This window comes from Stenotrophomonas bentonitica, from assembly GCF_013185915.1.
In the GTDB taxonomy this organism is placed as follows: Bacteria; Pseudomonadota; Gammaproteobacteria; order Xanthomonadales; family Xanthomonadaceae; genus Stenotrophomonas; species Stenotrophomonas bentonitica.
In genome coordinates, this window is the sequence record NZ_JAAZUH010000002.1 from 292,255 (window position 1) to 313,067 (window position 20,813).

22 protein-coding genes are annotated in these 20,813 nt (G+C 67.6%); 8 read left to right on the top strand and 14 right to left on the bottom strand.

Features of this window, described 5'->3' with window-relative positions:
- The first annotated feature begins 90 nt into the window (after window positions 1-90).
- The 5 genes from HGB51_RS12400 to HGB51_RS12420 all read left to right on the top strand — a co-directional run bounded on the left by HGB51_RS12400 (window position 91) and on the right by HGB51_RS12420 (window position 4,419).
- Entirely contained in the window at window positions 91-1,290 is a 1,200-nt protein-coding gene (locus tag HGB51_RS12400) for a sensor histidine kinase (protein ID WP_070206832.1), read from the top strand.
- Window positions 1,290-1,931, top strand: a complete 642-nt coding sequence (locus tag HGB51_RS12405; protein WP_070206833.1) for a response regulator — start codon at window positions 1,290-1,292, stop codon at window positions 1,929-1,931. Before HGB51_RS12400 ends, HGB51_RS12405 begins: the two co-directional genes overlap by 1 nt.
- A gap of 282 nt (window positions 1,932-2,213) precedes the next feature.
- Complete coding sequence (locus tag HGB51_RS12410; protein WP_070206834.1) at window positions 2,214-3,293, top strand: polyketide cyclase; 1,080 nt, start codon at window positions 2,214-2,216, stop codon at window positions 3,291-3,293.
- Between the two features lie 78 nt (window positions 3,294-3,371).
- On the top strand, window positions 3,372-3,743 hold the full coding sequence (locus HGB51_RS12415; protein ID WP_070206835.1) for a DUF423 domain-containing protein: 372 nt from the start codon (window positions 3,372-3,374) through the stop codon (window positions 3,741-3,743).
- 1 nt (window position 3,744) lies between these two features.
- Window positions 3,745-4,419, top strand: a complete 675-nt coding sequence (locus HGB51_RS12420; protein WP_070206836.1) for a DNA-3-methyladenine glycosylase family protein — start codon at window positions 3,745-3,747, stop codon at window positions 4,417-4,419.
- A gap of 86 nt (window positions 4,420-4,505) precedes the next feature.
- Here the strand turns inward: HGB51_RS12420 and HGB51_RS12425 are convergent, their stop codons facing one another.
- The 6 genes from HGB51_RS12425 to HGB51_RS12450 are packed head-to-tail and all read right to left on the bottom strand — an operon-like array spanning window position 4,506 to window position 8,373.
- Window positions 4,506-5,309 carry a M15 family metallopeptidase gene (locus HGB51_RS12425; RefSeq protein ID WP_070206837.1) on the bottom strand — a complete coding sequence of 268 codons (804 nt, stop codon included), beginning with the start codon at window positions 5,307-5,309 and terminating at the stop codon, window positions 4,506-4,508.
- Between the two features lie 9 nt (window positions 5,310-5,318).
- Window positions 5,319-5,858, bottom strand: coding sequence for a PH domain-containing protein (locus HGB51_RS12430; protein ID WP_070206838.1), 540 nt, complete (start codon window positions 5,856-5,858; stop codon window positions 5,319-5,321).
- Window positions 5,855-7,147, bottom strand: a complete 1,293-nt coding sequence (locus tag HGB51_RS12435) for an alpha/beta hydrolase (protein WP_246233578.1) — start codon at window positions 7,145-7,147, stop codon at window positions 5,855-5,857. Before HGB51_RS12435 ends, HGB51_RS12430 begins: the two co-directional genes overlap by 4 nt.
- A gap of 1 nt (window position 7,148) precedes the next feature.
- Window positions 7,149-7,325, bottom strand: a complete 177-nt coding sequence (locus HGB51_RS12440) for a DUF4177 domain-containing protein (protein WP_084738849.1) — start codon at window positions 7,323-7,325, stop codon at window positions 7,149-7,151.
- Entirely contained in the window at window positions 7,322-7,501 is a 180-nt protein-coding gene (locus HGB51_RS12445; RefSeq protein WP_070206839.1) for a type II toxin-antitoxin system antitoxin, read from the bottom strand. The genes HGB51_RS12440 and HGB51_RS12445 overlap by 4 nt, the downstream gene beginning before the upstream one ends.
- Before the next feature lie 2 nt (window positions 7,502-7,503).
- Complete coding sequence (locus tag HGB51_RS12450) at window positions 7,504-8,373, bottom strand: SPFH domain-containing protein (protein WP_070206840.1); 870 nt, start codon at window positions 8,371-8,373, stop codon at window positions 7,504-7,506.
- A 205-nt stretch (window positions 8,374-8,578) separates the two neighbouring features.
- Here HGB51_RS12450 and purT point away from each other — a divergent pair, with 205 nt between their 5' ends.
- On the top strand, window positions 8,579-9,766 hold the full coding sequence (gene purT / locus HGB51_RS12455) for a formate-dependent phosphoribosylglycinamide formyltransferase (RefSeq protein WP_070206841.1): 1,188 nt from the start codon (window positions 8,579-8,581) through the stop codon (window positions 9,764-9,766).
- A 293-nt stretch (window positions 9,767-10,059) separates the two neighbouring features.
- Here purT and HGB51_RS12460 read toward each other — a convergent pair whose 3' ends face one another.
- Together HGB51_RS12460 and HGB51_RS12465 are read right to left on the bottom strand one after the other, a co-directional pair.
- Window positions 10,060-11,349 carry an endonuclease/exonuclease/phosphatase family protein gene (locus HGB51_RS12460; protein WP_425505377.1) on the bottom strand — a complete coding sequence of 430 codons (1,290 nt, stop codon included), beginning with the start codon at window positions 11,347-11,349 and terminating at the stop codon, window positions 10,060-10,062.
- Window positions 11,303-12,058, bottom strand: a complete 756-nt coding sequence (locus tag HGB51_RS12465; protein WP_070206843.1) for an arginyltransferase — start codon at window positions 12,056-12,058, stop codon at window positions 11,303-11,305. The genes HGB51_RS12460 and HGB51_RS12465 overlap by 47 nt, the downstream gene beginning before the upstream one ends.
- Window positions 12,059-12,214: 156 nt before the next feature.
- On the opposite strand from HGB51_RS12465, the gene HGB51_RS12470 reads away from it, so the two are divergent.
- Window positions 12,215-12,772, top strand: coding sequence for an EF-hand domain-containing protein (locus tag HGB51_RS12470; RefSeq protein ID WP_070206844.1), 558 nt, complete (start codon window positions 12,215-12,217; stop codon window positions 12,770-12,772).
- Window positions 12,773-12,851: 79 nt separating this feature from the next.
- Here the strand turns inward: HGB51_RS12470 and HGB51_RS12475 are convergent, their stop codons facing one another.
- The 4 genes from HGB51_RS12475 to HGB51_RS12490 form a co-directional block, all read right to left on the bottom strand.
- Window positions 12,852-14,066, bottom strand: coding sequence for an RNA polymerase sigma factor (locus HGB51_RS12475; RefSeq protein ID WP_171966844.1), 1,215 nt, complete (start codon window positions 14,064-14,066; stop codon window positions 12,852-12,854).
- Window positions 14,067-14,157: 91 nt separating this feature from the next.
- Complete coding sequence (locus HGB51_RS12480) at window positions 14,158-14,661, bottom strand: putative signal transducing protein (protein ID WP_070209168.1); 504 nt, start codon at window positions 14,659-14,661, stop codon at window positions 14,158-14,160.
- A 6-nt stretch (window positions 14,662-14,667) separates the two neighbouring features.
- A complete protein-coding gene (gene tesB, locus HGB51_RS12485; protein WP_070209169.1) occupies window positions 14,668-15,588 on the bottom strand; it encodes an acyl-CoA thioesterase II in 921 nt (306 codons plus the stop codon).
- 135 nt (window positions 15,589-15,723) lie between these two features.
- A complete protein-coding gene (locus HGB51_RS12490) occupies window positions 15,724-16,530 on the bottom strand; it encodes an enoyl-CoA hydratase/isomerase family protein (protein WP_070209170.1) in 807 nt (268 codons plus the stop codon).
- 34 nt (window positions 16,531-16,564) lie between these two features.
- Between HGB51_RS12490 and HGB51_RS12495 the strand changes: the two genes are divergently transcribed.
- Window positions 16,565-17,008, top strand: coding sequence for a copper chaperone PCu(A)C (locus tag HGB51_RS12495; RefSeq protein WP_070209171.1), 444 nt, complete (start codon window positions 16,565-16,567; stop codon window positions 17,006-17,008).
- A 200-nt stretch (window positions 17,009-17,208) separates the two neighbouring features.
- On the opposite strand, the gene HGB51_RS12500 is transcribed toward HGB51_RS12495, so the two are convergent.
- Both HGB51_RS12500 and uvrA read right to left on the bottom strand, forming a co-directional pair.
- Entirely contained in the window at window positions 17,209-17,616 is a 408-nt protein-coding gene (locus HGB51_RS12500; RefSeq protein ID WP_070209172.1) for an acyl-CoA thioesterase, read from the bottom strand.
- Complete coding sequence (gene uvrA / locus HGB51_RS12505) at window positions 17,616-20,621, bottom strand: excinuclease ABC subunit UvrA (protein ID WP_070209173.1); 3,006 nt, start codon at window positions 20,619-20,621, stop codon at window positions 17,616-17,618. Before uvrA ends, HGB51_RS12500 begins: the two co-directional genes overlap by 1 nt.
- Window positions 20,622-20,813 lie beyond the last annotated feature (192 nt).

Sequence of the window (20,813 nt, forward strand, 5' to 3'; positions counted from 1 at the left end):
CCGATTATTACATGGGTGGCCGGGCAGGGCACAGGCCGGGCATGACTTCTGCCGGGGTGCAGCGGGGCAGGTTCAGCCTAAGATGCCCCCATGTTGGGATACCTCAGCCAAACCCGAGTACTGCGACTGGCCGGCCTGTTCACCTGGGTCATGCTGGGCCTGCCGTTGGTCTATTCGCAGTACGAAGCGCTGGTCCGGCGCGGCGGCGGCATGGACCTGCCCACCGCGTTGCTGTTCGTGGCCTACTTCGCCTTCGGCGGCGGTTACCTGTGGCTGACCCGTGGCCTGCGCGACGGCGGCGGCCATTCGGCCTGGTACGACCGCGCCATCCTGGTCCTGCTGACCATTTCGGCCCTGGCAGTGAGCTTCCTGAGCGGCTCGGGACTGGGCAGCATCCTGATGATGGTGGCGGCCGGGGTCATCCCGTGGATGCTGCCGGCCCGGTTCGGGGTGATCTGGCTGCTGGTCAGCCAGCTGGCGGTGGCCCCGGTCTACTACCTGTTCCTGCCGTTCTCGCTGTTCGAGGCGGTGATGCAGTCGTTGCTGTACGGCGGCTTCTCCATGTTCATCTTCGTGACCAGCCTGGTCGCCCGCCAGCAGACCGACGCCCGCGAGGAGCAGCGCCGGCTCAACACCGAGCTGCGCGCCACCCGCGTGCTGCTGGCCGAAAGCGCCCGGGTCAACGAGCGCACCCGCATTTCCCGCGAGCTGCACGACCTGCTCGGCCACCACCTGACCGCGCTGAGCCTGAACCTGGAAGTGGCCGGGCACATCACCGAAGGCCAGGCCCAGGAGCATGTGCACCAGGCCCACACCTTGGCCAAGCTGCTGCTCACCGACGTGCGCGAGGCGGTCAGCCAGCTGCGCGACAGCGGCGCCATCGACCTGGCCGCGGCGCTGCGACCGCTGACCGAGCAGGTGCCCTCGCTGGACATCCACCTGGAGATCGAAGGGCCGCTCAGCGTGGAAGACCCCGAACAGGCCCACGTGCTGCTGCGCTGCACCCAGGAGATCATCACCAACGCGGTTCGCCACGCGCGGGCGCGCAACCTGTGGATCCAGGTGTATCGGGAGCCGCCGGGCCAGGTGGTGGTGGAGGCGCGCGACGACGGGGTCGGCGCCGACGGCATCGTGATCGGCAACGGCTTGCGCGGGATGCGCGAACGCCTGCAACAATGCGGCGGTGAGCTGCAGATCGAAACCCACCGGGGTCAGGGCTTCCGCCTGCGCGCCTCGGTCCCCGGCGTGCCAGTGCTGATGCTGGGTGCCATCCTGGAAGGAGTGCGTTGATGATTCGCGTCTGCCTGGTCGACGACCAAACCCTGGTGCGGCAGGGGATCCGCTCGCTGCTGGCACTGGACGACGGGATCGAGGTGGTGGCCGAGGCGGCCGATGGACGCCAGGCCGTCGACCTCATCCCCACGGTCCGTCCGGACGTGGTGCTGATGGACATGCGCATGCCGGTGATGTCTGGCCTGGAAGCGCTGCAGCACCTGTCGCGCACCGCCCAGCTGCCGCCGACCATCATCCTCACCACCTTCGACGACGACCAGCTGGTGCTGGCCGGGCTCAAGGCCGGGGCCAAGGGCTACCTGCTCAAGGACGTGACCCTGGAGCAGCTGGTCGGCGCCATCCGCACCGTGGCCGACGGCGGCTCGCTGGTGCAGCCGGCGGTGACCCAGCGCCTGCTGTCCGGCCTGGAGCACATGCGCAACGAGTTCGTGAGCCTGGACCGGCCCGACCCGCTGACCGACCGCGAGACCGAGATCCTGCGCCTGATGGCCAGCGGTTTCTCCAACAAGGAGATCGCCAACTCGCTGGGCGTGGCCGAGGGCACCATCAAGAACCATGTCTCCAACATCCTGTCCAAGCTGGGCGTGCGCGACCGCACCCGCGCGGTGCTGAAGGCATTCGAACTGCAGCTGGTGTGAAGGCCTACTAATATTGAATATGAACGCCAGTTGAAAGCGTTGCAGGGCAAGGCCTGTGGCCGTCGCGGACGGCCCATTTGCCGATATCGGCAAATAAATATCGCGCGGGGCCACGTGCGGGCCCACCTGATGCGCTATCTTTCCGCTCCTTGCCTCAAAAAAACGCTCCCGGTATGGAAACCGGTGCGCCAATCCTGACCAACAACACCCGCGAAGCCTGCTAGGATTGGCGCTTCGTGTTTCAATCAACCCGGCCGTGGGATCGGCCCCGGAGACTCCTGAATGACCCGTATTATCGAGTTCCTGATCGCCTTGGGGATCGTGGCTGGCCTGTTCGTCATCATTGGCGTTGTGCTGCCGGGCGAGCGTCACATCACTGAAAGCATCGAGACCAACCGCAAGATGACGATCGTGTACGACACGGTCAACAGCCTGCGCCGCTTCAAGGACTGGAACCCGCTCGTGCTGCGCGATCCCGCCGTTGAACTGAAGCTCTCCGGCCCCGCCGCCGGCGTCGGTGCCCGCCTGGACTTCACCTCCAAGGAGCCGTCGCTGGGCCAGGGCAGCTGGGAGATCACCGAGTCCGAGCCGAACAAGCGCGTGGCCATCGCCATCGATGACGCCACCAAGGGTCACGACAAGAAGACCAGCTTCACCCTCGAGCCGACCGGCAAGGGTGGCCGCAACGTCAAGATCACCCAGGACTACAGCGTCAAGTACGGCTTCAACCTGTTTGGTCGTTACGCGGGCCTGTACGTCAGCCGTCACGTCGGTGACGACCTGAAGCTGGGTCTGTCGCGCATGGCCAACATGCTGGCCACCGTGCCGAACATCGACTACCGCACCGCCGAAGCCCCGCTGACCGACCTGGCCATCATCGATGCCCCGGCCGAAGACCTGCTGGTGGTCACCGCCGGTAACGTGGATCGTGGCGAAGGCACCATCACCAAGTCGATCAAGGACAACCAGGAGTGGATCAAGCGCGTGATGGAGGCCAATGACCTCGAAGCCGCCGGTCCGTTCCGCATCATCACCACTGACTTCGGTCAGGAAAAGTACGCCTTCGACGTGGCCCAGCCGGTCAAGAAGAAGGGTACCGAAGGCGCTTCGGCTGAAGCCCTGACGGTGAAGATCGACGGTGGCGCCCCGGTCAAGTACGTGCACGTCGCACCGCACCGCACCGCGCATGCGAAGTACACCGGCCACATGGCTGGCCTGGACATCGCCCGCAACGCCCTGCGCGCCTGGGCCGTGACCGGTGGCAACGAAGTGATCGACCGTCCGTACGAGTCCTGGAACGCAGGCGTTGAGAAGTCCTTCACGCCGGAAGCGACCTACGACATCTACTGGGCCGTCAAGTAATCCGACGGTTGCCGTGATGTAACGCAGAACAGAAAACGCGCCGCTTCCTGCGGCGCGTTTTTTTTTGGAGGATGCAGCATGCTCAACCTGGAACGACGCGCGCGTAAACCTTCGCTGCTGGCCTGCCTTGGCGGGTTGCTGGCGGCCACGGCGGTAGGCCTGTCGGCCTATGCATCGCACGGCATCGCCGAGCCATTGGCGCAGTCGCACGTGAACACCGCGGCCCTGTTCGCGTTCGGCCACGGCGTGGCCCTGGCGGTGCTCGGTCCGACCCAGCAGAACGCGGTCGGCAAGCTGGCGCTGTACGTGTTGCTGCTGGGTACGCTGCTGTTCTCCGGCAGCCTGGTGGCCGGCGCGCTGTGGAAGCTCAGCACCGGGCTGGCCCCGGTCGGCGGGACCGCGCTGATGCTGGGCTGGGCGGTGTACGGCTTCAATGCACTGAGGCGCTGAGATGCCGCGCTTCCGCCGTGGGTTCGACGTGGACGAGGCGCACGACTGGCTCTCACGGCGCGACCGTCGGCTGGGCAGCTGGATGAAGCGCCTGGGTCCGATCGAGCCCCCGCCGGGGTGGGCGCGCAGTTTCGACCCGGTGGACGCGCTGGCCCGCGCGATCCTGTTCCAGCAGCTCAGCGGCAAGGCCGCTTCGACGATTGTAGGACGGGTGGAAACGGCGATCGGCAGCACCCGGCTGCACGCGGACACGCTGGCGCGCATCGACGATGCCGGCCTGCGCACCTGCGGCGTGTCCGGCAACAAGGCGCTGGCCTTGCGCGACCTGGCCCGGCGTGAAGCCGCAGGCGAAGTACCGGACCTGCGCCGGATGTCGGTGATGGAACACGACGCCATCGTCGAAGCGCTGGTGCCGATCCGCGGCATCGGCCGCTGGACGGTGGAGATGATGCTGATGTTCCGCCTCGGCCGGCCGGACATCCTGCCGATCGACGACCTCGGCATCCGCAAGGGGGCGCAGCGGGTGGACAAGGCCGAGGTGATGCTGACGCCGAAGGAGCTGGCGCTGCGCGGCGAAAAGTGGGGTCCGTTCCGGACCTACGCCAGCCTGTACCTGTGGCGGATTGCGGATTTCAGCGAGACACCGAAGGTGGCGACAAACCGGTCGCAGGATTGATGCGTAGTGACACGCCATGCGTGTCCCCGGGGTGCCGAACGACATCGCCCTTGGTTCGTTCGTGCGATGACACGCGTGGCGTATCACTACGCCCGGCGCCAGCACCAATGCCAGGGCTCGTAGACAATCCCATGCGGATTGCCACGCGGGTAACTCATCTGGAACCCGTGCGTCCCGGCATGCTGCTGCAACCACGCAAACGCCGGCGTCGCCTCGAAACTTTCCTCGGCAGGCGGTTCGCCGGGCGCACTGATATCCAACGCCCGCCCGCTGTGATGTTCGCTGTAACCCGGCGCGGCGTTGACCCGCAGGATGTCCGCCACTTCAAGGCCGCGCGCACGCTTCCGTTCAAAGATGCCCAGCTGGTAATCGTGGCTGCGATAGCCGGAGATCGCTTCCAGCACTAAGCCCTCGCGCGCGGCATGCTGCTGCATGCGCTGCCAGCCCTGCGCCGCACCCTGCTGCAGCCAGAGCGGCCGGCGATAGCGATCGAAGCCGGCGAGTGACAGTCGCGCAGGCTCCGCTTCCAGCATGAGCCCGGTGTCGTCTTCATAGCTTTCCGCGTCGATGCCCAGTTCCTCAAGCCGCGCCTGCAGCCCACTCAGCGGCAGCAGGTCATCGGGTGCAGGGGCGCGCCGCGTGCCACTCAGGGCCTCATCAAGGGCGTCCAGCGCTTCCTCGATGCCCGGTTCGCGCATCAGGTGCGGCACCAGCGGCAGCAGTCCGTGCGCGGTGGCGGCGGCCAGGTACTGGCCGTCACGCTTACGCCGCAGTACCCAGCGGGCCCTGGCCAGCGCCCGCGCATCGGCGTTGCTGCGCGCGCGCAGCAGGCCACCGGGCCACAGTTCGATGTCGGCGGTGTTGATCAGCAGGGCAGGGTATCGGCGCATGCGCCCAGCTTAGCGCGTGGCCTGCGCGTTCAGCGCATCCAGCAGTGCACGCGGGTTTTCCGGGCTCAGCAGCAGCGCGCTGCCGTCGCGCAGCGGCAGGTGCAGCACCCTGCTGGCGTCGGTGACCAGGCAGAACACCTTCTTCCCGCCGCTGCGGTAATGGCCGGACTGGAAGCCGGGCATGCCGAAGCCGTTGATCTTGATGCCGGGCTTGAACTCGGTGTGCTCGGCCAGGTCCACGATGCGGGCCCGGTCCAGCTGCAGTGCCGACACCGCCGTGCGCCGGCGATAGAAAGTGGAGGTGACCACCAGCTCGGTGCCCTGCAGTTCGATCTGGCGGCGGAAGAACGCCCAGGTAAGCACGCCGCTGACCAGCAGCAGGAACGGCAGGGTGATCGCCAGATCCATCGGTGTGCGCTGTGCGGACTGCAGCGTGGTCACCACGATCATCACCGCCACGCCCAGCATGGGCAGCCACAGCCAGAGCAGGCGCCAGACGGGGGCGGGGGCTACCGTGAATTCCCTGCGCGTTTCCGGGTGACCGCTCATGCCTGTTCCTTGATCCACGCGGCGACATCGTCGATCAATGTTGGCGACACCGTACCGGCAGTGCGGTATTCATCGAGCGAACCGGGGCCTTCGCCGGCGATGCCCAGATGGTTCAACGCCGGGTAGCGGTGGAAGCGCGCCTTCGGTCCTTCCGGCAGGCCCTGCGTCCAACGCTGCCAATCGGCGTCCACCACCTGGAAGTCGCGCCCGCCCTGCAGCAGCAGGATCGGCTGCTTCAGCTTCTGTGCGTCGGTAACCGGATCCACCGCGTCGAACGCGCGCCAGTAGCTGGCCGGCTGGCCGAGCGGCAGTTCGCTGGCGGCCACGACGGCGCTGCCACGTGCGGCGGCGATCTGTACGTCCAGGCGATCCAGCGCTGCCTGCTCGTCGGCGCTGATGCGCCCGTCCTGGTTGAACAGGTAGCGGTTCTGTTCGGGCAACAGGGTCAGCAGCGAGCGTGCCGGTGCCGACCACAGCACCACGCCAGCCACATCGCCCGAGCGCGCGGCAATGCGCGGGGCGAGCATGCCGCCCTGGCTGTGGCCCATGACGTATATCTGCTTCGTGTCGATGCCCGGCGTGTTGGCCAGCAGGGCGACGGCAGCGACTGCGTCGTCTGTGGTTTCATCGTCCATGGTGTAGTCGCCGCTGAAATCCTGCGGCCGGGCGTGGGTGCGCTTTTCATAGCGCAGCACCGCGATGCCCTGCGCGGCCAGGCCACGCGCCACGTCCAGGAACGGGCGGTTGGGGCCGATCGTTTCATTGCGGTCCTGCGGACCCGAGCCGTGCACCAGCACCACGGCGCGGAACGGGCCGGCACCGTTGGGCAGCGCCAGGGTGGCCGGCAGCGGCCCCTTGCCGGCCACGATCTGCAGCTCGCGCTCGGTGTAGGTGGCTGCGGCAGGCGCCGGCGGTGGCGGCGACGCTGCGGCTGCCGGTTGCAGGTACAGGCCAGCAACACGTCCCTGGGCATCGACGGCGATGGTGGCGTTGACCGCGCCGTTGCCGAACTGCAGCGATTGCTGGACGACCTGCATGCCCTGCTGCTCGACCACGCGCGCCGCACCGCGGCTGCGCAGTCCGCCGAGCGACTGCCACATCGCCTGCAGCGACGCGGCCGGCGCAGCCTTGGCCATTTCCGGCGTAAACATGGCTTCGGCAGCGGCCACGTCGCCGGCCTCCAGCCTGTCCAGCAGCTGGCTGGCGGTCTGCTGGGGCGTGGCAGCGCTTGCCGCCACTGCCACCGACGCCAGCATCCACGCGACCAGGTGCCTGCTCAAGGTACGCATGTCAGTTCTCCTTCTTGAAGAACAGCAGTGCCACGCCCATGGGAGTGCCCTGCACGACGCTCACCAGCTCCCAGCCAAGCTGGCCGTGGCGGTTCATCTCGGCCTGCAGGTCTTCAGCCTTCAAACCGGTCCAGCCGGGCTTCACTTCCACGGTCAAATAGCTCCAGCGCTTGCTCATTCCTTGCTCTCCGGATCAGGTGCGGGTTTGGGAAGGCGTCCAGCCTTGCGCAGTGCGTCGCGCAGCACGTACTCGATCTGCGCGTTGAGGCTGCGCAGCTCGTCGTCGGCCCAGCGCTGCGCCGCTGCCAGCACGTCGGCATTGATACGCAGCGGGTAGGCTTTCTTCTCACTCATGCTCAGTACAACGAACCGGCGTTGACGATCGGCTGGGTGCCGCGGTCGGAGCACAGCACGGTGAGCAGGTTGCCGACCATCTGCGCCTTGCGCTCTTCATCGAGCTGCACGACGTTGTTCTTCTGCAGTTCGTGCAGGGCCATTTCGACCATGCCGACCGCGCCGGCGACGATGCGGGTGCGTGCGGCAATGACCGCGTTGGCCTGCTGGCGCTGCAGCATGGCCTGGGCGATTTCCGGGGCGTAGGCGAGGTGGCTGATGCGGGCGTCGAGCACCTGCACGCCGGCGTCGGCCAGGCGTTCGGCCAGTTCGTCCTTGAGGTGCTGGGAGATCTCGGCGGCATGGCTGCGCAGCGAGAGCTGGCCTTCCTCGTGCTGGTCGTAGGGGTAGCTGGTGGCCATCGCGCGCAGGGCGGATTCGGACTGGATGTGCACGAAGCTTTCGTAGTCGTCGACGTTGTAGACGGCTTCGGAGGCGTCCACGACCTGCCAGACGATGACGGCGGCGATCTCGATGGGGCTGCCGTCCAGTTCGTTGACCTTGAGCTTGCCGCTTTCGAAGTTGCGCACGCGCTGGCTGACCTTCTTCTTGCTGAAGAAGGGGTTGTTCCAGCGCAGGCCGTTGTCCTTGACGGTGCCGACGTACTTGCCGAACAGGCTGAGCACGGCCGCCTGGTTGGGCTGGACGGTGTAGAGGCCGGTCAGGCTGAACAGGCCCGCCAGGCCGAGCAGCAGGCCGCCGAGGATCAGGAGCAGGTTGACGTTGCCGCGCTCCACCCCGGAAAGGAACAGCCATGCAGCCACGGCCAACAGGGCCAGGACGGCCAACAGGAAGGGCACGCCGGAGAGCGAGCGGACGGGCTTTTCTTTCATGGCGGGGCATCCTTTGCGGTGAGTTTGAGATAGTGATATCAGTTTGATATCACATTTGCAAGAGGCAGGCTCGAGCCGGGAACGTCCTGTCAGCGGGAACAGGCCATTCAGTGACGCGTGGCGCGGCGCATATGTGACCGTCGCGCGCGGCTGAGGATGGGCGGCTCTACAATGCGTTCCCGTCCGCTGTCCGGAATGAAGCACCATGATTACCCTCGGCACCCCGCTGTCCCCCTCCGCCACCCGTGTCCTGCTGCTGGGCTCGGGCGAACTGGGCAAGGAGGTCGCGATCGAGCTGCAGCGGCTGGGGGTGGAGGTGATCGCGGCGGACCGTTACGAGAACGCGCCGGCGATGCAGGTGGCGCACCGCTCGCATGTGATCGACATGCTGGACGCGATGGCGCTGCGGGCGCTGATCGCGGCGGAGAAGCCGCACCTGATCGTGCCGGAGATCGAGGCGATCCATACGGAGACGCTGGTGCAGCTGGAGCAGGAAACCGGGCAGCGGGTGGTGCCGACGGCGCGCGCGGCGCGGCTGACGATGGATCGTGAGGGCATCCGGCGGCTGGCGGCGGAGACGCTGGGCTTGCCGACCTCACCGTACCGGTTCGTGGATACGGAGGCGGAGTACCGGGCGGCGGTGGCGGCGATCGGGCTGCCGTGCGTGGTGAAGCCGGTGATGTCGTCGTCGGGCAAGGGCCAGAGCACGCTGCGCAGCGAGGACGATATCGCGGCGGCGTGGGAGTACGCGCAGACCGGCGGTCGGGCGGGTGCGGGGCGCTGCATCGTGGAGGGGTTCATCGATTTCGATTATGAGATCACGCTGCTGACGGTGCGGCATGCGGGTGGGACGTCGTTCTGTGCGCCGATCGGGCATTGGCAGAAGGATGGCGATTACCGCGAGAGCTGGCAGCCGCAGCCGATGTCGCCGGCGGCACTGGCGCGTGCGGAGGAGATTTCGCGGGCGATCACCGACGACCTGGGCGGTTGGGGATTGTTCGGGGTGGAGTTGTTCGTGAAGGGCGACGAGGTGTGGTTCAGCGAGGTGTCGCCGCGCCCGCACGACACGGGGCTGGTGACGCTGGCGTCGCAGGAGCTGAGCGAGTTCGCGCTGCATGCGCGGGCGATCCTGGGCCTGCCGATTCCGCTGATCCGCCAGAGCGGTCCGTCGGCGTCGTGCGCGATGCTGGCGCACGGCGAGGGCGTGCCGGTGTTCGGGAACGTGGAGGCTGCGTTGGTGCATCCGGACACGGCGCTGCGCCTGTTCGGGAAGCCGAGCGTGCATGGGCATCGGCGCGTCGGTGTTACGTTGGCGCGCGGCTCGGACGTTGATGAGGCGCGGAAGATTGCGCGCGAGGCCGCAGAGGCTATTTCGATCGAGTTGCGCGCGTAACGCCGTTAGCGTCTCTGTTTCTACGTGTTGGGGCGACCGTCGGGCAGCCCCGCTCCGAGATATCGCGTGCCTTCGGCCCGCGATATCCGAGCATTCCACCTTAACCCCGCGCCTTCGGCGCGCCCCCTTCAACAAGAAGGGGGCTTTCCTCCAGATGGTTCGGTGGCGCCGCCGTGATCTGACACGCATGGCGTGTCACTACGCGGATGCTCCCTTGGTAGGGTTGGGTCCCAACCAACCGCACGCACACATCCCGCGCCCGGTAACGCATTCAAACAATCGAAACTTCGCTTTTACCGCACGTCGACCCATACCAAATGGTGGTCGCTGCCATCTGCGATCTTCGCTTCGGGCGTTTCATTCGCTGGCCAGAACACGCCGCTGCCGATGTAACTGAACCCCACCGACGGCAGCACGTAATCCAGGCGCATGGTGCCGGACTTCGGGCCGAAATCGCCGGTGGCGTGGAACGGGGCGCCCTTCCGGACGATGCCCTTTTCGGCGTACGCCAGGCTGGTCTGTTCGGCACCGACGCTGCGCGGGGTGGGGTAACGCAGCACGCGCGGGTTTTCGATCAATTCGACAATGCCGTCATGGCGGCCATCGCCGTCGACGGGATCGTTGTTGAGGTCGCCGAGGATCACGAAGCGGGCGTCCTGGGCGAGGCCGCCGCACTGGCCGTGGTCGTCGCAGAGCCACGGCTTGTCGCCGGCGGAGAGGTATTCCTGCCACAGGCGCAGTTCGTCGTGGTTGCGCGCGGCGTTGCGCTTTTCGGGGCCGTCGAACACGGGCGGGGTGGGGTGCGAGACCAGGGCGTGGACGACGCCGTTGGGGGTGTTCACCGGGACGTCCCAGTGCGACTTGGACGACAGGCGCAGCTGCGACCAGACGTGGTCGTTGTAGAACGATTTTCCGGTGCGCGGGTCGATCGGGCGCAGCGCGCCGGGCATCGTGCTCCACTTCAGCAGCTGGAAGCTGCGCACCTTGGCTTCGTCGATCGGGTAGCGCGAGAGGACGAGCATGCCGTATTGGCCGGGGTGCAGGCCGTAGCCCCAGGCGTCGTTGCCACGGGCGCGGCCGTCGCCGCCGATCTGGCCGTTGTTGTCCAGGTCCAGGCCGCTCTGCACGCCGGTGTTGACCGGGGCCAGGTAGCGGTAGGCGAAGTGCAGGGGCTCGCCGCCGCCGGGCTGGGCCACTTCCAGGTAGCGCTGCTGGAACAGGTCGGCGGCGCGGTGGGCGTCGTCGAAGTCGAATTCGTTGAGCAGCACCAGGTCGGGGCGGACCTGCTGCAACACTGCGGCAATCTTGCGCGCGTGCGCGCTGTCGCCTTCGAGTTCGGCGATCAGGCCGCCGGTCTCGTCGCTGTACAGCGAGGTGTTGTAGGTGGCGATCCGCAGCGGCGCGGGGGAGGCATCCGGCATGGCGGCGGTCTTGGTCGAGGTTTGCGCGCAGGCGCCGCAGAGCAGGGCCAGGGCGAGGATCAGGGGATGGGCTTTCATGCGCCTATTCTGCACGGGCGCGCGTTGCAATGGCGGGTCAAATGCCGTCGCGGGCGTCGTCGAACTCATGCCACCGGCGGCCATCGTAGGCCTCCAGCGGACGGAAACGGCGCTTGTAGTCCATCTTGCGGTGGCCGCGGATCCAGTAGCCCAGGTACAGGTGCGGCAGCTGCTCGCGCCGGGCCCAGGCGATCTGCTGCAGGATCGCGAAGGTGCCCAGGCCACGGTGGGCGTGGTCGGGGTCGAAGAAGGTGTAGACGGCCGAGAGGCCGTGCGCGGTGACGTCGGTGACCGCCACCGCCAGCAGGGGGCCGCGGTGGCCGTCCACGGCAGGCCCGCGGACCTCAAGGAACCGGCCCTGCGACCACCGGCCGATCAGGAACTGGTCGAACTCGTGCGGGCCGTGTTCGTCCATGCCGCCCTGGGCATGGCGATGGGTCAGGTAGCGGCGGTACAGCGCGAACTGTTCGTCGGTCTGCTCGGCGGCGACGATGCGCACTTCCAGGTCGTCGTTGCGCGCCAGGCAGCGGCGCTGGCTGCGGTCGGGCGCGAAGCGGGCCACCGGCACGCGGACCGACACGCACGCGTGGCAGTTGGCGCAGTGCGGGCGGTAGACCAGGTCGCCGGAGCGGCGGAAGCCCCAGCTCAGCGCCATCGGGTACAGGCTGCCCAGGCGCTGATCGTGCGGATCCAGCACCAGGTCGCGCGCAGCCCGGTCCGGCCAGTAGCCGCAGGGATGGTCCCCGGTCTGGAACAGGCGCAGCTCGTCGTCGCGGTCGGTGTGGATCGCCATGCCTACAGCATAGCGCCGGGGCGTCGCAGGCGCCGCGACTGTCTGGCGGATTAACGCGGCCGGGGCGGCTGTCAACGCGGGCGGCGTGCAGGCGTTTTCTCTACCGTGGGTGCCGAGCACCGCACGACGCTTCCCCCCGAACAACCGGAGTACACCATGCGCAACCGCAAACCCCTCCTGCTGCTGGCCCTGCTGATGACCACCGGCGCTGCCGGCCTGGCGGTGGCTGCCGATACCCCGACCGCGCCCGCCGCGCCGGCCCGCGCGAAGCTGGATACCAATGGCGACGGCTTCGTCGACCGCACCGAAGCCGCCAAGGCGCCGCGCCTGGCCGAAAAGTTCGACAGCCTGGACACCAACAAGGACGGCAAGCTCTCGCGCGAGGAAATGCCGCGCTGGCAGGGCAAGCGCCACGGGCGTGGCCCGGGTGGCCACGAGCGCATGGAAAAGCTGGACGCGAACAAGGACGGCCGGATCAGCCGTGACGAAGCCAAGGCCGACCCGCGCCTGGCCGAACGGTTCGACAAGATGGACGTCAACAAGGATGGCTACATCGACAAGACCGACCGCGAGCTCGGCATGAAGCAGCACCGTGACGCGTGGTTCGCCGCTGCCGACACCAACAAGGACGGCCAGCTGAGCAAGGCCGAGTTCGATGCGGCGAAGAAGCCCGTCGCTGGCAAGCGCGGCGCCCCGCCGCCGAAATCCAACTGACGTGGCGCCGGGCTCTGCCCGGCTGCTTCATCATGCGAAACCAAAAGCGCCGGTCATCGACCGGCGTTTTTTTCATTGCTCAGATCAACCGGGCATCCCACGCCATCGCCAGCACGATGCCGATCACGAACAGGTTGGTCACGATCAACGCCGGCCGACCATACATCGACTGATACACCCAGCTCGGCCCTTTGCGTCCATGCCGCGCCGCATCGCGCGCGATCATCGGCGCCATGGTCCGCTGCAGCGGCACCAGGCACTGGTAGTTCACCACGCCCGTGCCGATCACCATGACGATCAGCGGCCAATGCAGCGGTACCTGCAACATGGTCAGTGCGAGCACCGCCATGCAGACCAGCATCGCGGTAAAGGTGCTGTAGTGCACGAACCGGTACACGGCCGCGCGTTCGGCCTGCGTTTCGGTGTAGCAGAGCAGGTAGCGGCCACCGAGGTAGCTGCCGACCACGCCGCCGACCATGGCGCCAATCGCCACGCCCCAGCCAAGGCCGGGGCTGAGCAGGTGGCTCTGGGTGGCGGCCGCGCCCAGCGAGCCCATCGCCGCGCCGCCGGACAGGCTGGCGCCGCCCAGCCCGAGCTTGCCGCTGCCGACACCGACGCTGGTGCCGAGCAGGATCGCGGCGCTGGCGGTGCCGGGTGCGGCGATCATCACCATCGACACCACGGTGGTGGCGAACGCGGCGCCGGGCGCACTGCTGCGCGCGAAGTCGCCGAAGCGGCGCAGCATTTCCTCGCGCACGCTGGCGCGTGCACGCGACAGGCGCTTGCGCACGGCGGCGTCGCTCAGGCCAAGCAGGTCGGCCACCTGCTGCGAGCGCTGGCCTTCGCGGTAGTACAGCAGCAGGGTTTCGCGGCTGTCTTCGGGCAGCGCCGAAATGATGTCCTCGGCTGCCAGCTCTTCCTCCACGCGCTGCAGGTAGTCTGGCGCGCTGGGGCTGGGGTCGGCGGCCATGCTGATCGCGATCTCGGCCGCTTCGCCGGACAACGGCCGGCCACGGTTGGCGCGCAGCCAGTCGCGGGCGAGGTTGCGGGTGATCTGGCGCAGCCAGGGCAGGAAGCTGGCGGTGTTGTGCAGCTGGTTGAGCTGCTGCCAGCCCTTGATGAAGGCTTCCTGCGCGATGTCTTCGCTGGCCTGCACGTCGCGGGTGATCGCCAGGGCGATGGCGGTGACGGTGTTCTGGCAGGCCAGCACGATGCGGCCATAGGACTGCTGGCAGCCGCCTGCGGCGGCGGGCAGTTCGCGTTCCAGCGTGTCGGTCAGGGGCAGGGTGGTCATGGCGTCGATCCCGGCGGGTGGTGACATCATGACGGGGTGGGGCGCGGAATGTGACCGGGTGGGGATCCCGTGGGACACGCGTGGCGTGTCGCTACGGTTGTTTGGCCGGTTCGATGCGGACGCGGATTTCTTCTTCTTCCTGTGCCGGGGGTGCTGCCGTCGGCTGTTGCTGTGTCGGCAAGGGCGCTGGGACGGCGGTGGGCGCGCTGCGGTGGCGCATCATCACCACCATCGCCACGGCAGCGATGACCAGCAGCAGGCCGATACGGATGCGCCAGGCCCAGTTGCGGCGCGGGGCCGTTTCGGCGACCTGGTCGCGGAAGGCGAATTCGGCGGTGGGGTGGTCGCGGCGGGTGGTTTCCAGCAGGCGTGCGTCGCGCAGGATTTCGCGGGCGCGCGGCTGGTCGTTGGCGTGCACCACCCACAGGGTCGGGTGGGTGCTGGCCTTGCTGGTGTCCAGGTAGCTGAACTGGCTGCCGCGCTTGCTGTGGTACGAACGGCCGTTGGTGATGCGCACCTCGATGCCGGCATCGCGCAGCAGCTGGGCCACGCCTTCCACGGTTTCAACGCGCTGGCTGCTGAAGATCTGACGCATGGCGGATTATTCCTTGGCCGGTACGGCGGCGGCCGCGGCACTGTCGTCGACCACGCGGATCAAACCTTCCTGCGCGGTGCTGGCAACCAGGATGCCGTTACGGGTGTAGAACTGGCCACGTGCCAGCCCGCGCGAATCCTGCGCGCTGGGACTGTCCAGCGAGTACAGCAGCCAGTCGTCGGCGCGGAACGGGCGGTGGAACCAGATCGCGTGGTCGAGCGAGGCCATCTGCACGTGGGGCTGGTAGTAGCTGATCCCGTGCGGGAAGGTCGCGGTACCCAGCAGGTGGAAGTCCGAGGCGTACGCCAGCAGCGCCTGGTGCAGCTCCGGCGCATCGCCGACCTTTTCGTTCAACCGCAGCCAGACCTGGTGGTAGGGCGGGCGCTTGGGCGGGTGCAGTTCGTCGCGCGGGTACACGTGGCGGAACTCGAACGGGCCGCCGCGCGAGAGCCAGCGCTGCACCTTGATCGGCAGGCGCTCCAGCACTTCCTGCGGCAGCGGGCGGTTGGGTTCGATGTCTTCGGGCTGCGGCACGTCCGGCATCGTGTGCTGGTGCTCGGCGCCGCTCTCGGCCTGCTGGAACGAGGCCGCGCAGAAGAAGATCACCTTGCCGTGCTGGATCGCGGTGACCCGTCGCACCGAGAAGCTGCCGCCGTCGCGGGTGCGGTCCACGTCATAGACGATGGGGTGGTCGATGTTGCCCGCGCGCAGGAAGTAGGCATGCAGCGAATGCACGTGGCGGCCGTTGTCCACGGTCGCCTGCGCGGCCGACAGCGCCTGGCCCAGCACCTGCCCGCCGAACACGTACTTGGTGCCGATATCGCGGCTCTGGCCACGGAACAGGTTGTCTTCCAGGCGCTCGAGCGTGAGCAGGTCGATCAGCTCGGAAACGACGGGTTCTTGCGGCTGGGACAAGGCGGCGGCCATGGGGTGGCAAAGGAATGAAGGATTATACGTGTCCCTTGGCGCGGGCCACGTACGCCGTAGTGCCGGCCGCCGGCCGGCTCCAAGGGGTGTCAGGCAGCATCGGGAGCCGGCCGGCGGCCGGCACTACCGGGTGGGTCAGGCGGCATCGGGAGCCGGCCGGCGGCCGGCACTACCCAGGCGGGCCACCAGCGTCTGCAGCGCCTGCTGGGCATCCGGCGCGTACCAGGCTTCTACAAACCGGTCCAACTGGATCAGGTCGGCGTGCAGGGCCTCGTGCAGGTCGGCGCGGGCGACGCTGCGGGTGTGCAGCATCGGCTGCCGGGGCAGCTTCAACAGCTGGCCCAGCCAGGCCACTGCGCGCGGCACCACCTCGGTCGGGGCGACCAGTTCGTCCACCAGACCAATCTGCTCCGCACGCTCGGCCGGCACCATCTCGCCGCCGATCAGCAGCTGCGAGGCCCGGTGGTGGCCCACCACGCGGCGCATCAGCCGCTGGATGCCTTCCGGCGCCACCAGCCCCACCTGCACTTCGTTCAGGCCGATCACGTTCGGCTGTGCCGGGTCGGTGCTGCGCGCCATGATCCGGTAGTCGCAGCACAGCGCCAGCACGCAGCCGCCGGCCGGAGCGTGCCCGGTCAGCGCGGCCACCACCGGGATCCGGCTTTCGGCCAGGGTACGCACCGCGCCGAAGAACGCCTGCCAGCTGTCCAGCAGCTTGTGCCTGTCCTCGCCATGGCTGAGCAGGTGCGGCACGTCCATCCCGGCGCTGAAGATGCGCTCGCTGCCCGACAGCACCAGGCCGTGCACGTCGTCGGCCATGGCCTGGTTGATCGCGTGGATCAGGTGACGGCACAGCTCGGTGTCCAGCGCGTTGACCGGCGGCCGGGCCAGCCGCAGCTCGCGGATGGGGCCATGGTTGATCACCTCGATAAGCGTCGTCATGCTGCGATCTCGTTGCGGGCAGGGAACTGAGGCGATGATAACCAAACCATTCGTGTGCGTATTGTTGGGTCTGTGTGCGGCCGCAGCATCGGCCGGAGCGGCGGAGCCGGCGTGTGTCAGCCTCACTGGGGGCTGGGTGCGGTTGCCGCCGCCGGGAATGACGATGGCCGCTGGCTACGGAACGATCCGGAATGACTGCAAGGCCGCCGTGACCGTGGTCGGCGTGGGCAGCAAAGCCTCCGACGATGTGTCGCTGCACGAGACCACGATGGCCGATGGCGTCAGCCGCATGCGCGCGGTGGAGACGCTGGCGATTGCGCCAGGCGGGACGGCCGAACTGAAGCCCGGCGGGCTGCATTTGATGTTGATGGAGCCGGTGCGGCAGCTGAAGGAAGGCGAACAACTGCCAGTTCGCTTCAGCCTGGAAGATGGGCGCAAGGTTGATTCGACACTGCAGCTGCGGCGCAGTTCACCGTAGCCGACGCGACACGTCGGCGCAGGCGTGGTCATGCGTTCGTCGCGTGGGGTGGGTTTCCGTGCGGTCGTTTGGGAACCGACCCTACCGTGCAGACATCACGTGTTGCTGCAGGGTTCCGCTCGCCGGTAGGGTCGCTCCCCAGACGACCGCACGTGGTGTGCCCACGTGCGGTAGGGCATGACCCTCAAACGAAGAGGGCGTCAGCTCGACGCGCTGCGGATCGCGTCCGGCAGCGGGGCGCTCTTGCCGGTCTGGGTGTCCATCCAGACCACGACCACATTCCCGTCCGAATACAGCGTGCTGTCGTTCTTCTGGTCCACGATGCGGTGGCCGATGGTCACGCTGCTGTTGCCCAGGCGTTCGACGAACAGCTCCACCACGATGTCGTTGGGCCACACGATCGGCAGGCGGTAGTTCACGTTGGTGGCAGCCACCACCGGGGCGATGCGGTCGGTCATCGACACGCCTTCCACGCCCAGCATCCAGCGCACGCGCGCTTCTTCCAGGTAGGAAATGTACTTGGCGTTGTTGACGTGGCCCATGCTGTCCATGTCGCGCCAGCGCACGCTGATCGGTACGCGGGCCAGGATCTTGTGTTCGCTGCTCATTACTTCTTCTTCGCCTTCGTGGTCTTGGCAGGGCTGGTCTTGCTGGGAGTGGTGGCACGCTTGGCCGCGACCGCCTTCTTGGCGACCTTGGCCGGCTTTTCCGGCTTGGCCTTGCGCGGCGGGCGGGCGTCCGGCTTGTTGGCCGTCGCCGCCGGACGCTCCGGGCGCGCGCTGGTGGAGGGCAACATCTTGGCCAGGAACTGACCGGTGTACGACGCCGGGTGCGCCGCCACGTCTTCCGGCGTGCCGGTGACCAGGATGGTGCCGCCACGGTGGCCGCCTTCCGGCCCCAGGTCGACGATCCAGTCCGCGGTCTTGATCACGTCCAGGTTGTGTTCGATCACCACCACCGTGTTGCCCTCGTCGCGCAGCTTGTGCAGCACGCCGAGCAGCGCCTCGATGTCGTGGAAGTGCAGGCCGGTGGTCGGCTCATCCAGGATGTACAGGGTGCGCCCGGTATCGCGGCGCGACAGCTCCTTGGACAGCTTCACGCGCTGCGCTTCACCGCCGGAAAGCGTGGTCGCGCTCTGGCCCAGCTTGATGTAGCTCAGGCCCACGTCGACCAGCGTTTCCAGCTTGCGCGCGATGCTCGGCACCGGCTCGAACAGCTTCAGCGCATCTTCGACGGTCATCTGCAGCACGTCGTTGATGTTGTAGCCCTTGTACAGGATCTCCAGCGTTTCGCGGTTGTAGCGCTTGCCATGGCACACGTCGCAGGGCACGTACACGTCCGGCAGGAAGTGCATCTCCACCTTGATCAGGCCATCGCCCTGGCACGCCTCGCAGCGGCCGCCGCGCACGTTGAAGCTGAAACGCCCCGGCGAATAACCGCGCGCGCGCGCTTCCGGCACCTGCGCGTACAGCTCGCGCAGTGGCGTGAACAGGCCGGTGTAGGTGGCCGGGTTGGAACGCGGCGTGCGCCCGATCGGCGACTGGTCGATGTCCACCACCTTGTCGAACAGGTCCAGGCCATCGACCGACTTGTACGGTGCGATCGGGTGCGAGGAGCCGTTGATCTCGTTGGCGGCCAGCGAGAACAGCGTGTCGTTGATCAGGGTCGACTTGCCCGAACCGGACACGCCGGTGATGCAGGTCAGCAGCCCCGACGGAATGTCCAGGTCCACGCCCTTGAGGTTGTTGCCGCTGGCCCCGCGCAGGTGCAGGGTCATCTTCGGGTTCGGCTTGTGCCGGCGCGCCGGGATCTCGATCGCCCGCTTGCCCGACAGGTACTGGCCGGTGAGCGAACGCGGCGCCTCCAGGATGTCCTGCAGGGTGCCCTGACCGACGATCTCGCCGCCATGCACGCCCGCGCCCGGACCGATGTCCAGCACGTAGTCAGCCAGGCGGATCGCGTCTTCGTCATGCTCGACCACGATCACCGTGTTGCCCAGGTCGCGCAGGCGGGTCAGGGTGCCGAGCAGGCGCTCGTTGTCGCGCTGGTGCAGGCCGATGGACGGCTCGTCGAGCACGTACATCACCCCGACCAGGCCGGCGCCGATCTGGCTGGCCAGGCGGATGCGCTGGGCTTCGCCGCCAGACAGCGTGTCCGCCTTGCGCTCAAGCGTGAGGTAATCCAGGCCCACATCGACCAGGAAGCCCAGGCGCTCGCCGATCTCCTTGACGATCTTGCCGGCGATCTCGCCGCGCCAGCCGGGCAGGGTCATGCCGCTGAAGAACTTCAGCGCTTCGTCGATCGGCAGCACCACCAGTTCCGGCAGCGCACGGTCGGCCACGAACACATTGCGCGCCGCGCGGTTCAGGCGCTGGCCGTTGCACTCGGGGCAGTTGCGTTCGCTGATGTACTTGGCCAGCTCTTCGCGCACCGCGGCCGACTCGGTTTCCTTGTAGCGGCGCTCGAGGTTGGGAATGATGCCCTCGAAGCGGTGCTTGCGCTGGGTGCGGCCACCGTTTTCGGTGAAGTAGGTGAAGGTGATGGTTTCATCGCCGCTGCCGTACAGCACCGCCTGGCGCACGCTGTCGGACAGGCTCTGCCACGGCGCGTCCACGTCGAACTTGTAGTGCTTGGCCAGCGAGGCGATCAGCTGGAAGTAGTACGCATTGCGGCGGTCCCAGCCGCGCACGGCACCGGCCGACAGCGACAGCTCCGGGTGCACCACCACGCGCGAGGGATCGAAGAACTCGGCCATGCCCAGCCCGTCGCAGCCCGGGCAGGCGCCCACCGGCGAGTTGAACGAGAACAGGCGCGGTTCCAGCTCGGGCAGCGAGTAATCGCACACCGGGCAGCTGTACTTGGACGAGAACAGGTGCGCCGGCGCGTCTTCCACGTCCAGCGACTGCACCGAGACCATGCCGTCGCCCAGCTTCAGCGCGGTTTCAAAGCTTTCGGCCAAGCGCTGCTTGATGTCCTCGCGCGGGCGGAAGCGGTCGATCACCGCCTCGATGGTGTGCTTCTGGCGCAGCGCCAGCGGCGGCACCGCGTCGATCTCATGCAGCGCGCCGTCCACGCGCACGCGCACGAAGCCCTGCGCGCGCAGCTGGTCGAACACCTGCGCATGCTCGCCCTTGCGCTCGCGGATCACCGGCGCCAGCAGCATGTAGCGCTGCTCCGGGTCCAGCGTAAGCACGTGGTCGACCATCTGGCTCACGGTCTGCGCTTCCAGCGGGTAGCCGTGGTCCGGGCAGCGCGGGCTGCCGACGCGGGCGTACAGCAGGCGCAGGTAGTCGTAGATCTCGGTGATCGTGCCGACCGTCGAACGCGGGTTGTGCGAGGTCGACTTCTGCTCGATCGAGATCGCCGGGGACAGGCCTTCGATATGGTCCAGGTCCGGCTTTTCCATCACGCTCAGGAACTGCCGCGCATACGCCGACAGCGACTCCACGTAGCGGCGCTGGCCTTCGGCGTAGATGGTGTCGAACGCCAGCGACGACTTGCCCGAGCCGGACAGGCCGGTGATCACGATCAGCTTGTCGCGGGGCAGGTCGAGATCGATGTTCTTGAGGTTGTGCGTCCGCGCGCCGCGGATGCGGATGAAATCCATCGCCATGGGGGATCCGTTGTGGGGCTCTGGCCGGCAATCGGTCAGCCTACCGAGCTTGGGATTTGGGGGCAATCAGCGACATTGCCAGCCCCGTGTCTCAATCCCTGCGACCGGACGGGGCCCGAACCTGAACGGGGTTCAGGCCCTGGCGGCCCGGGGCAGGGGGTGGGTTGACCCGGACCCGGTGGAGTCATTAAA

Bases quoted from the DNA above. Each gene is read 5' to 3' on its own strand.
- HGB51_RS12400 (WP_070206832.1), top strand. From the start codon at position 91: ATGTTGGGATACCTCAGCCAAACCCGAGTACTGCGACTGGCCGGCCTG.
- HGB51_RS12405 (WP_070206833.1), top strand. From the start codon at position 1,290: ATGATTCGCGTCTGCCTGGTCGACGACCAAACCCTGGTGCGGCAGGGG.
- HGB51_RS12410 (WP_070206834.1), top strand. From the start codon at position 2,214: ATGACCCGTATTATCGAGTTCCTGATCGCCTTGGGGATCGTGGCTGGC.
- HGB51_RS12415 (WP_070206835.1), top strand. From the start codon at position 3,372: ATGCTCAACCTGGAACGACGCGCGCGTAAACCTTCGCTGCTGGCCTGC.
- HGB51_RS12420 (WP_070206836.1), top strand. From the start codon at position 3,745: ATGCCGCGCTTCCGCCGTGGGTTCGACGTGGACGAGGCGCACGACTGG.
- HGB51_RS12425 (WP_070206837.1), bottom strand. From the start codon at position 5,309: ATGCGCCGATACCCTGCCCTGCTGATCAACACCGCCGACATCGAACTG.
- HGB51_RS12430 (WP_070206838.1), bottom strand. From the start codon at position 5,858: ATGAGCGGTCACCCGGAAACGCGCAGGGAATTCACGGTAGCCCCCGCC.
- HGB51_RS12435 (WP_246233578.1), bottom strand. From the start codon at position 7,147: ATGCGTACCTTGAGCAGGCACCTGGTCGCGTGGATGCTGGCGTCGGTG.
- HGB51_RS12440 (WP_084738849.1), bottom strand. From the start codon at position 7,325: ATGAGCAAGCGCTGGAGCTATTTGACCGTGGAAGTGAAGCCCGGCTGG.
- HGB51_RS12445 (WP_070206839.1), bottom strand. From the start codon at position 7,501: ATGAGTGAGAAGAAAGCCTACCCGCTGCGTATCAATGCCGACGTGCTG.
- HGB51_RS12450 (WP_070206840.1), bottom strand. From the start codon at position 8,373: ATGAAAGAAAAGCCCGTCCGCTCGCTCTCCGGCGTGCCCTTCCTGTTG.
- purT (WP_070206841.1), top strand. From the start codon at position 8,579: ATGATTACCCTCGGCACCCCGCTGTCCCCCTCCGCCACCCGTGTCCTG.
- HGB51_RS12460 (WP_425505377.1), bottom strand. From the start codon at position 11,349: ATGGCCGCCGGTGGCATGAGTTCGACGACGCCCGCGACGGCATTTGAC.
- HGB51_RS12465 (WP_070206843.1), bottom strand. From the start codon at position 12,058: ATGGCGATCCACACCGACCGCGACGACGAGCTGCGCCTGTTCCAGACC.
- HGB51_RS12470 (WP_070206844.1), top strand. From the start codon at position 12,215: ATGCGCAACCGCAAACCCCTCCTGCTGCTGGCCCTGCTGATGACCACC.
- HGB51_RS12475 (WP_171966844.1), bottom strand. From the start codon at position 14,066: ATGACCACCCTGCCCCTGACCGACACGCTGGAACGCGAACTGCCCGCC.
- HGB51_RS12480 (WP_070209168.1), bottom strand. From the start codon at position 14,661: ATGCGTCAGATCTTCAGCAGCCAGCGCGTTGAAACCGTGGAAGGCGTG.
- tesB (WP_070209169.1), bottom strand. From the start codon at position 15,588: ATGGCCGCCGCCTTGTCCCAGCCGCAAGAACCCGTCGTTTCCGAGCTG.
- HGB51_RS12490 (WP_070209170.1), bottom strand. From the start codon at position 16,530: ATGACGACGCTTATCGAGGTGATCAACCATGGCCCCATCCGCGAGCTG.
- HGB51_RS12495 (WP_070209171.1), top strand. From the start codon at position 16,565: ATGATAACCAAACCATTCGTGTGCGTATTGTTGGGTCTGTGTGCGGCC.
- HGB51_RS12500 (WP_070209172.1), bottom strand. From the start codon at position 17,616: ATGAGCAGCGAACACAAGATCCTGGCCCGCGTACCGATCAGCGTGCGC.
- uvrA (WP_070209173.1), bottom strand. From the start codon at position 20,621: ATGGCGATGGATTTCATCCGCATCCGCGGCGCGCGGACGCACAACCTC.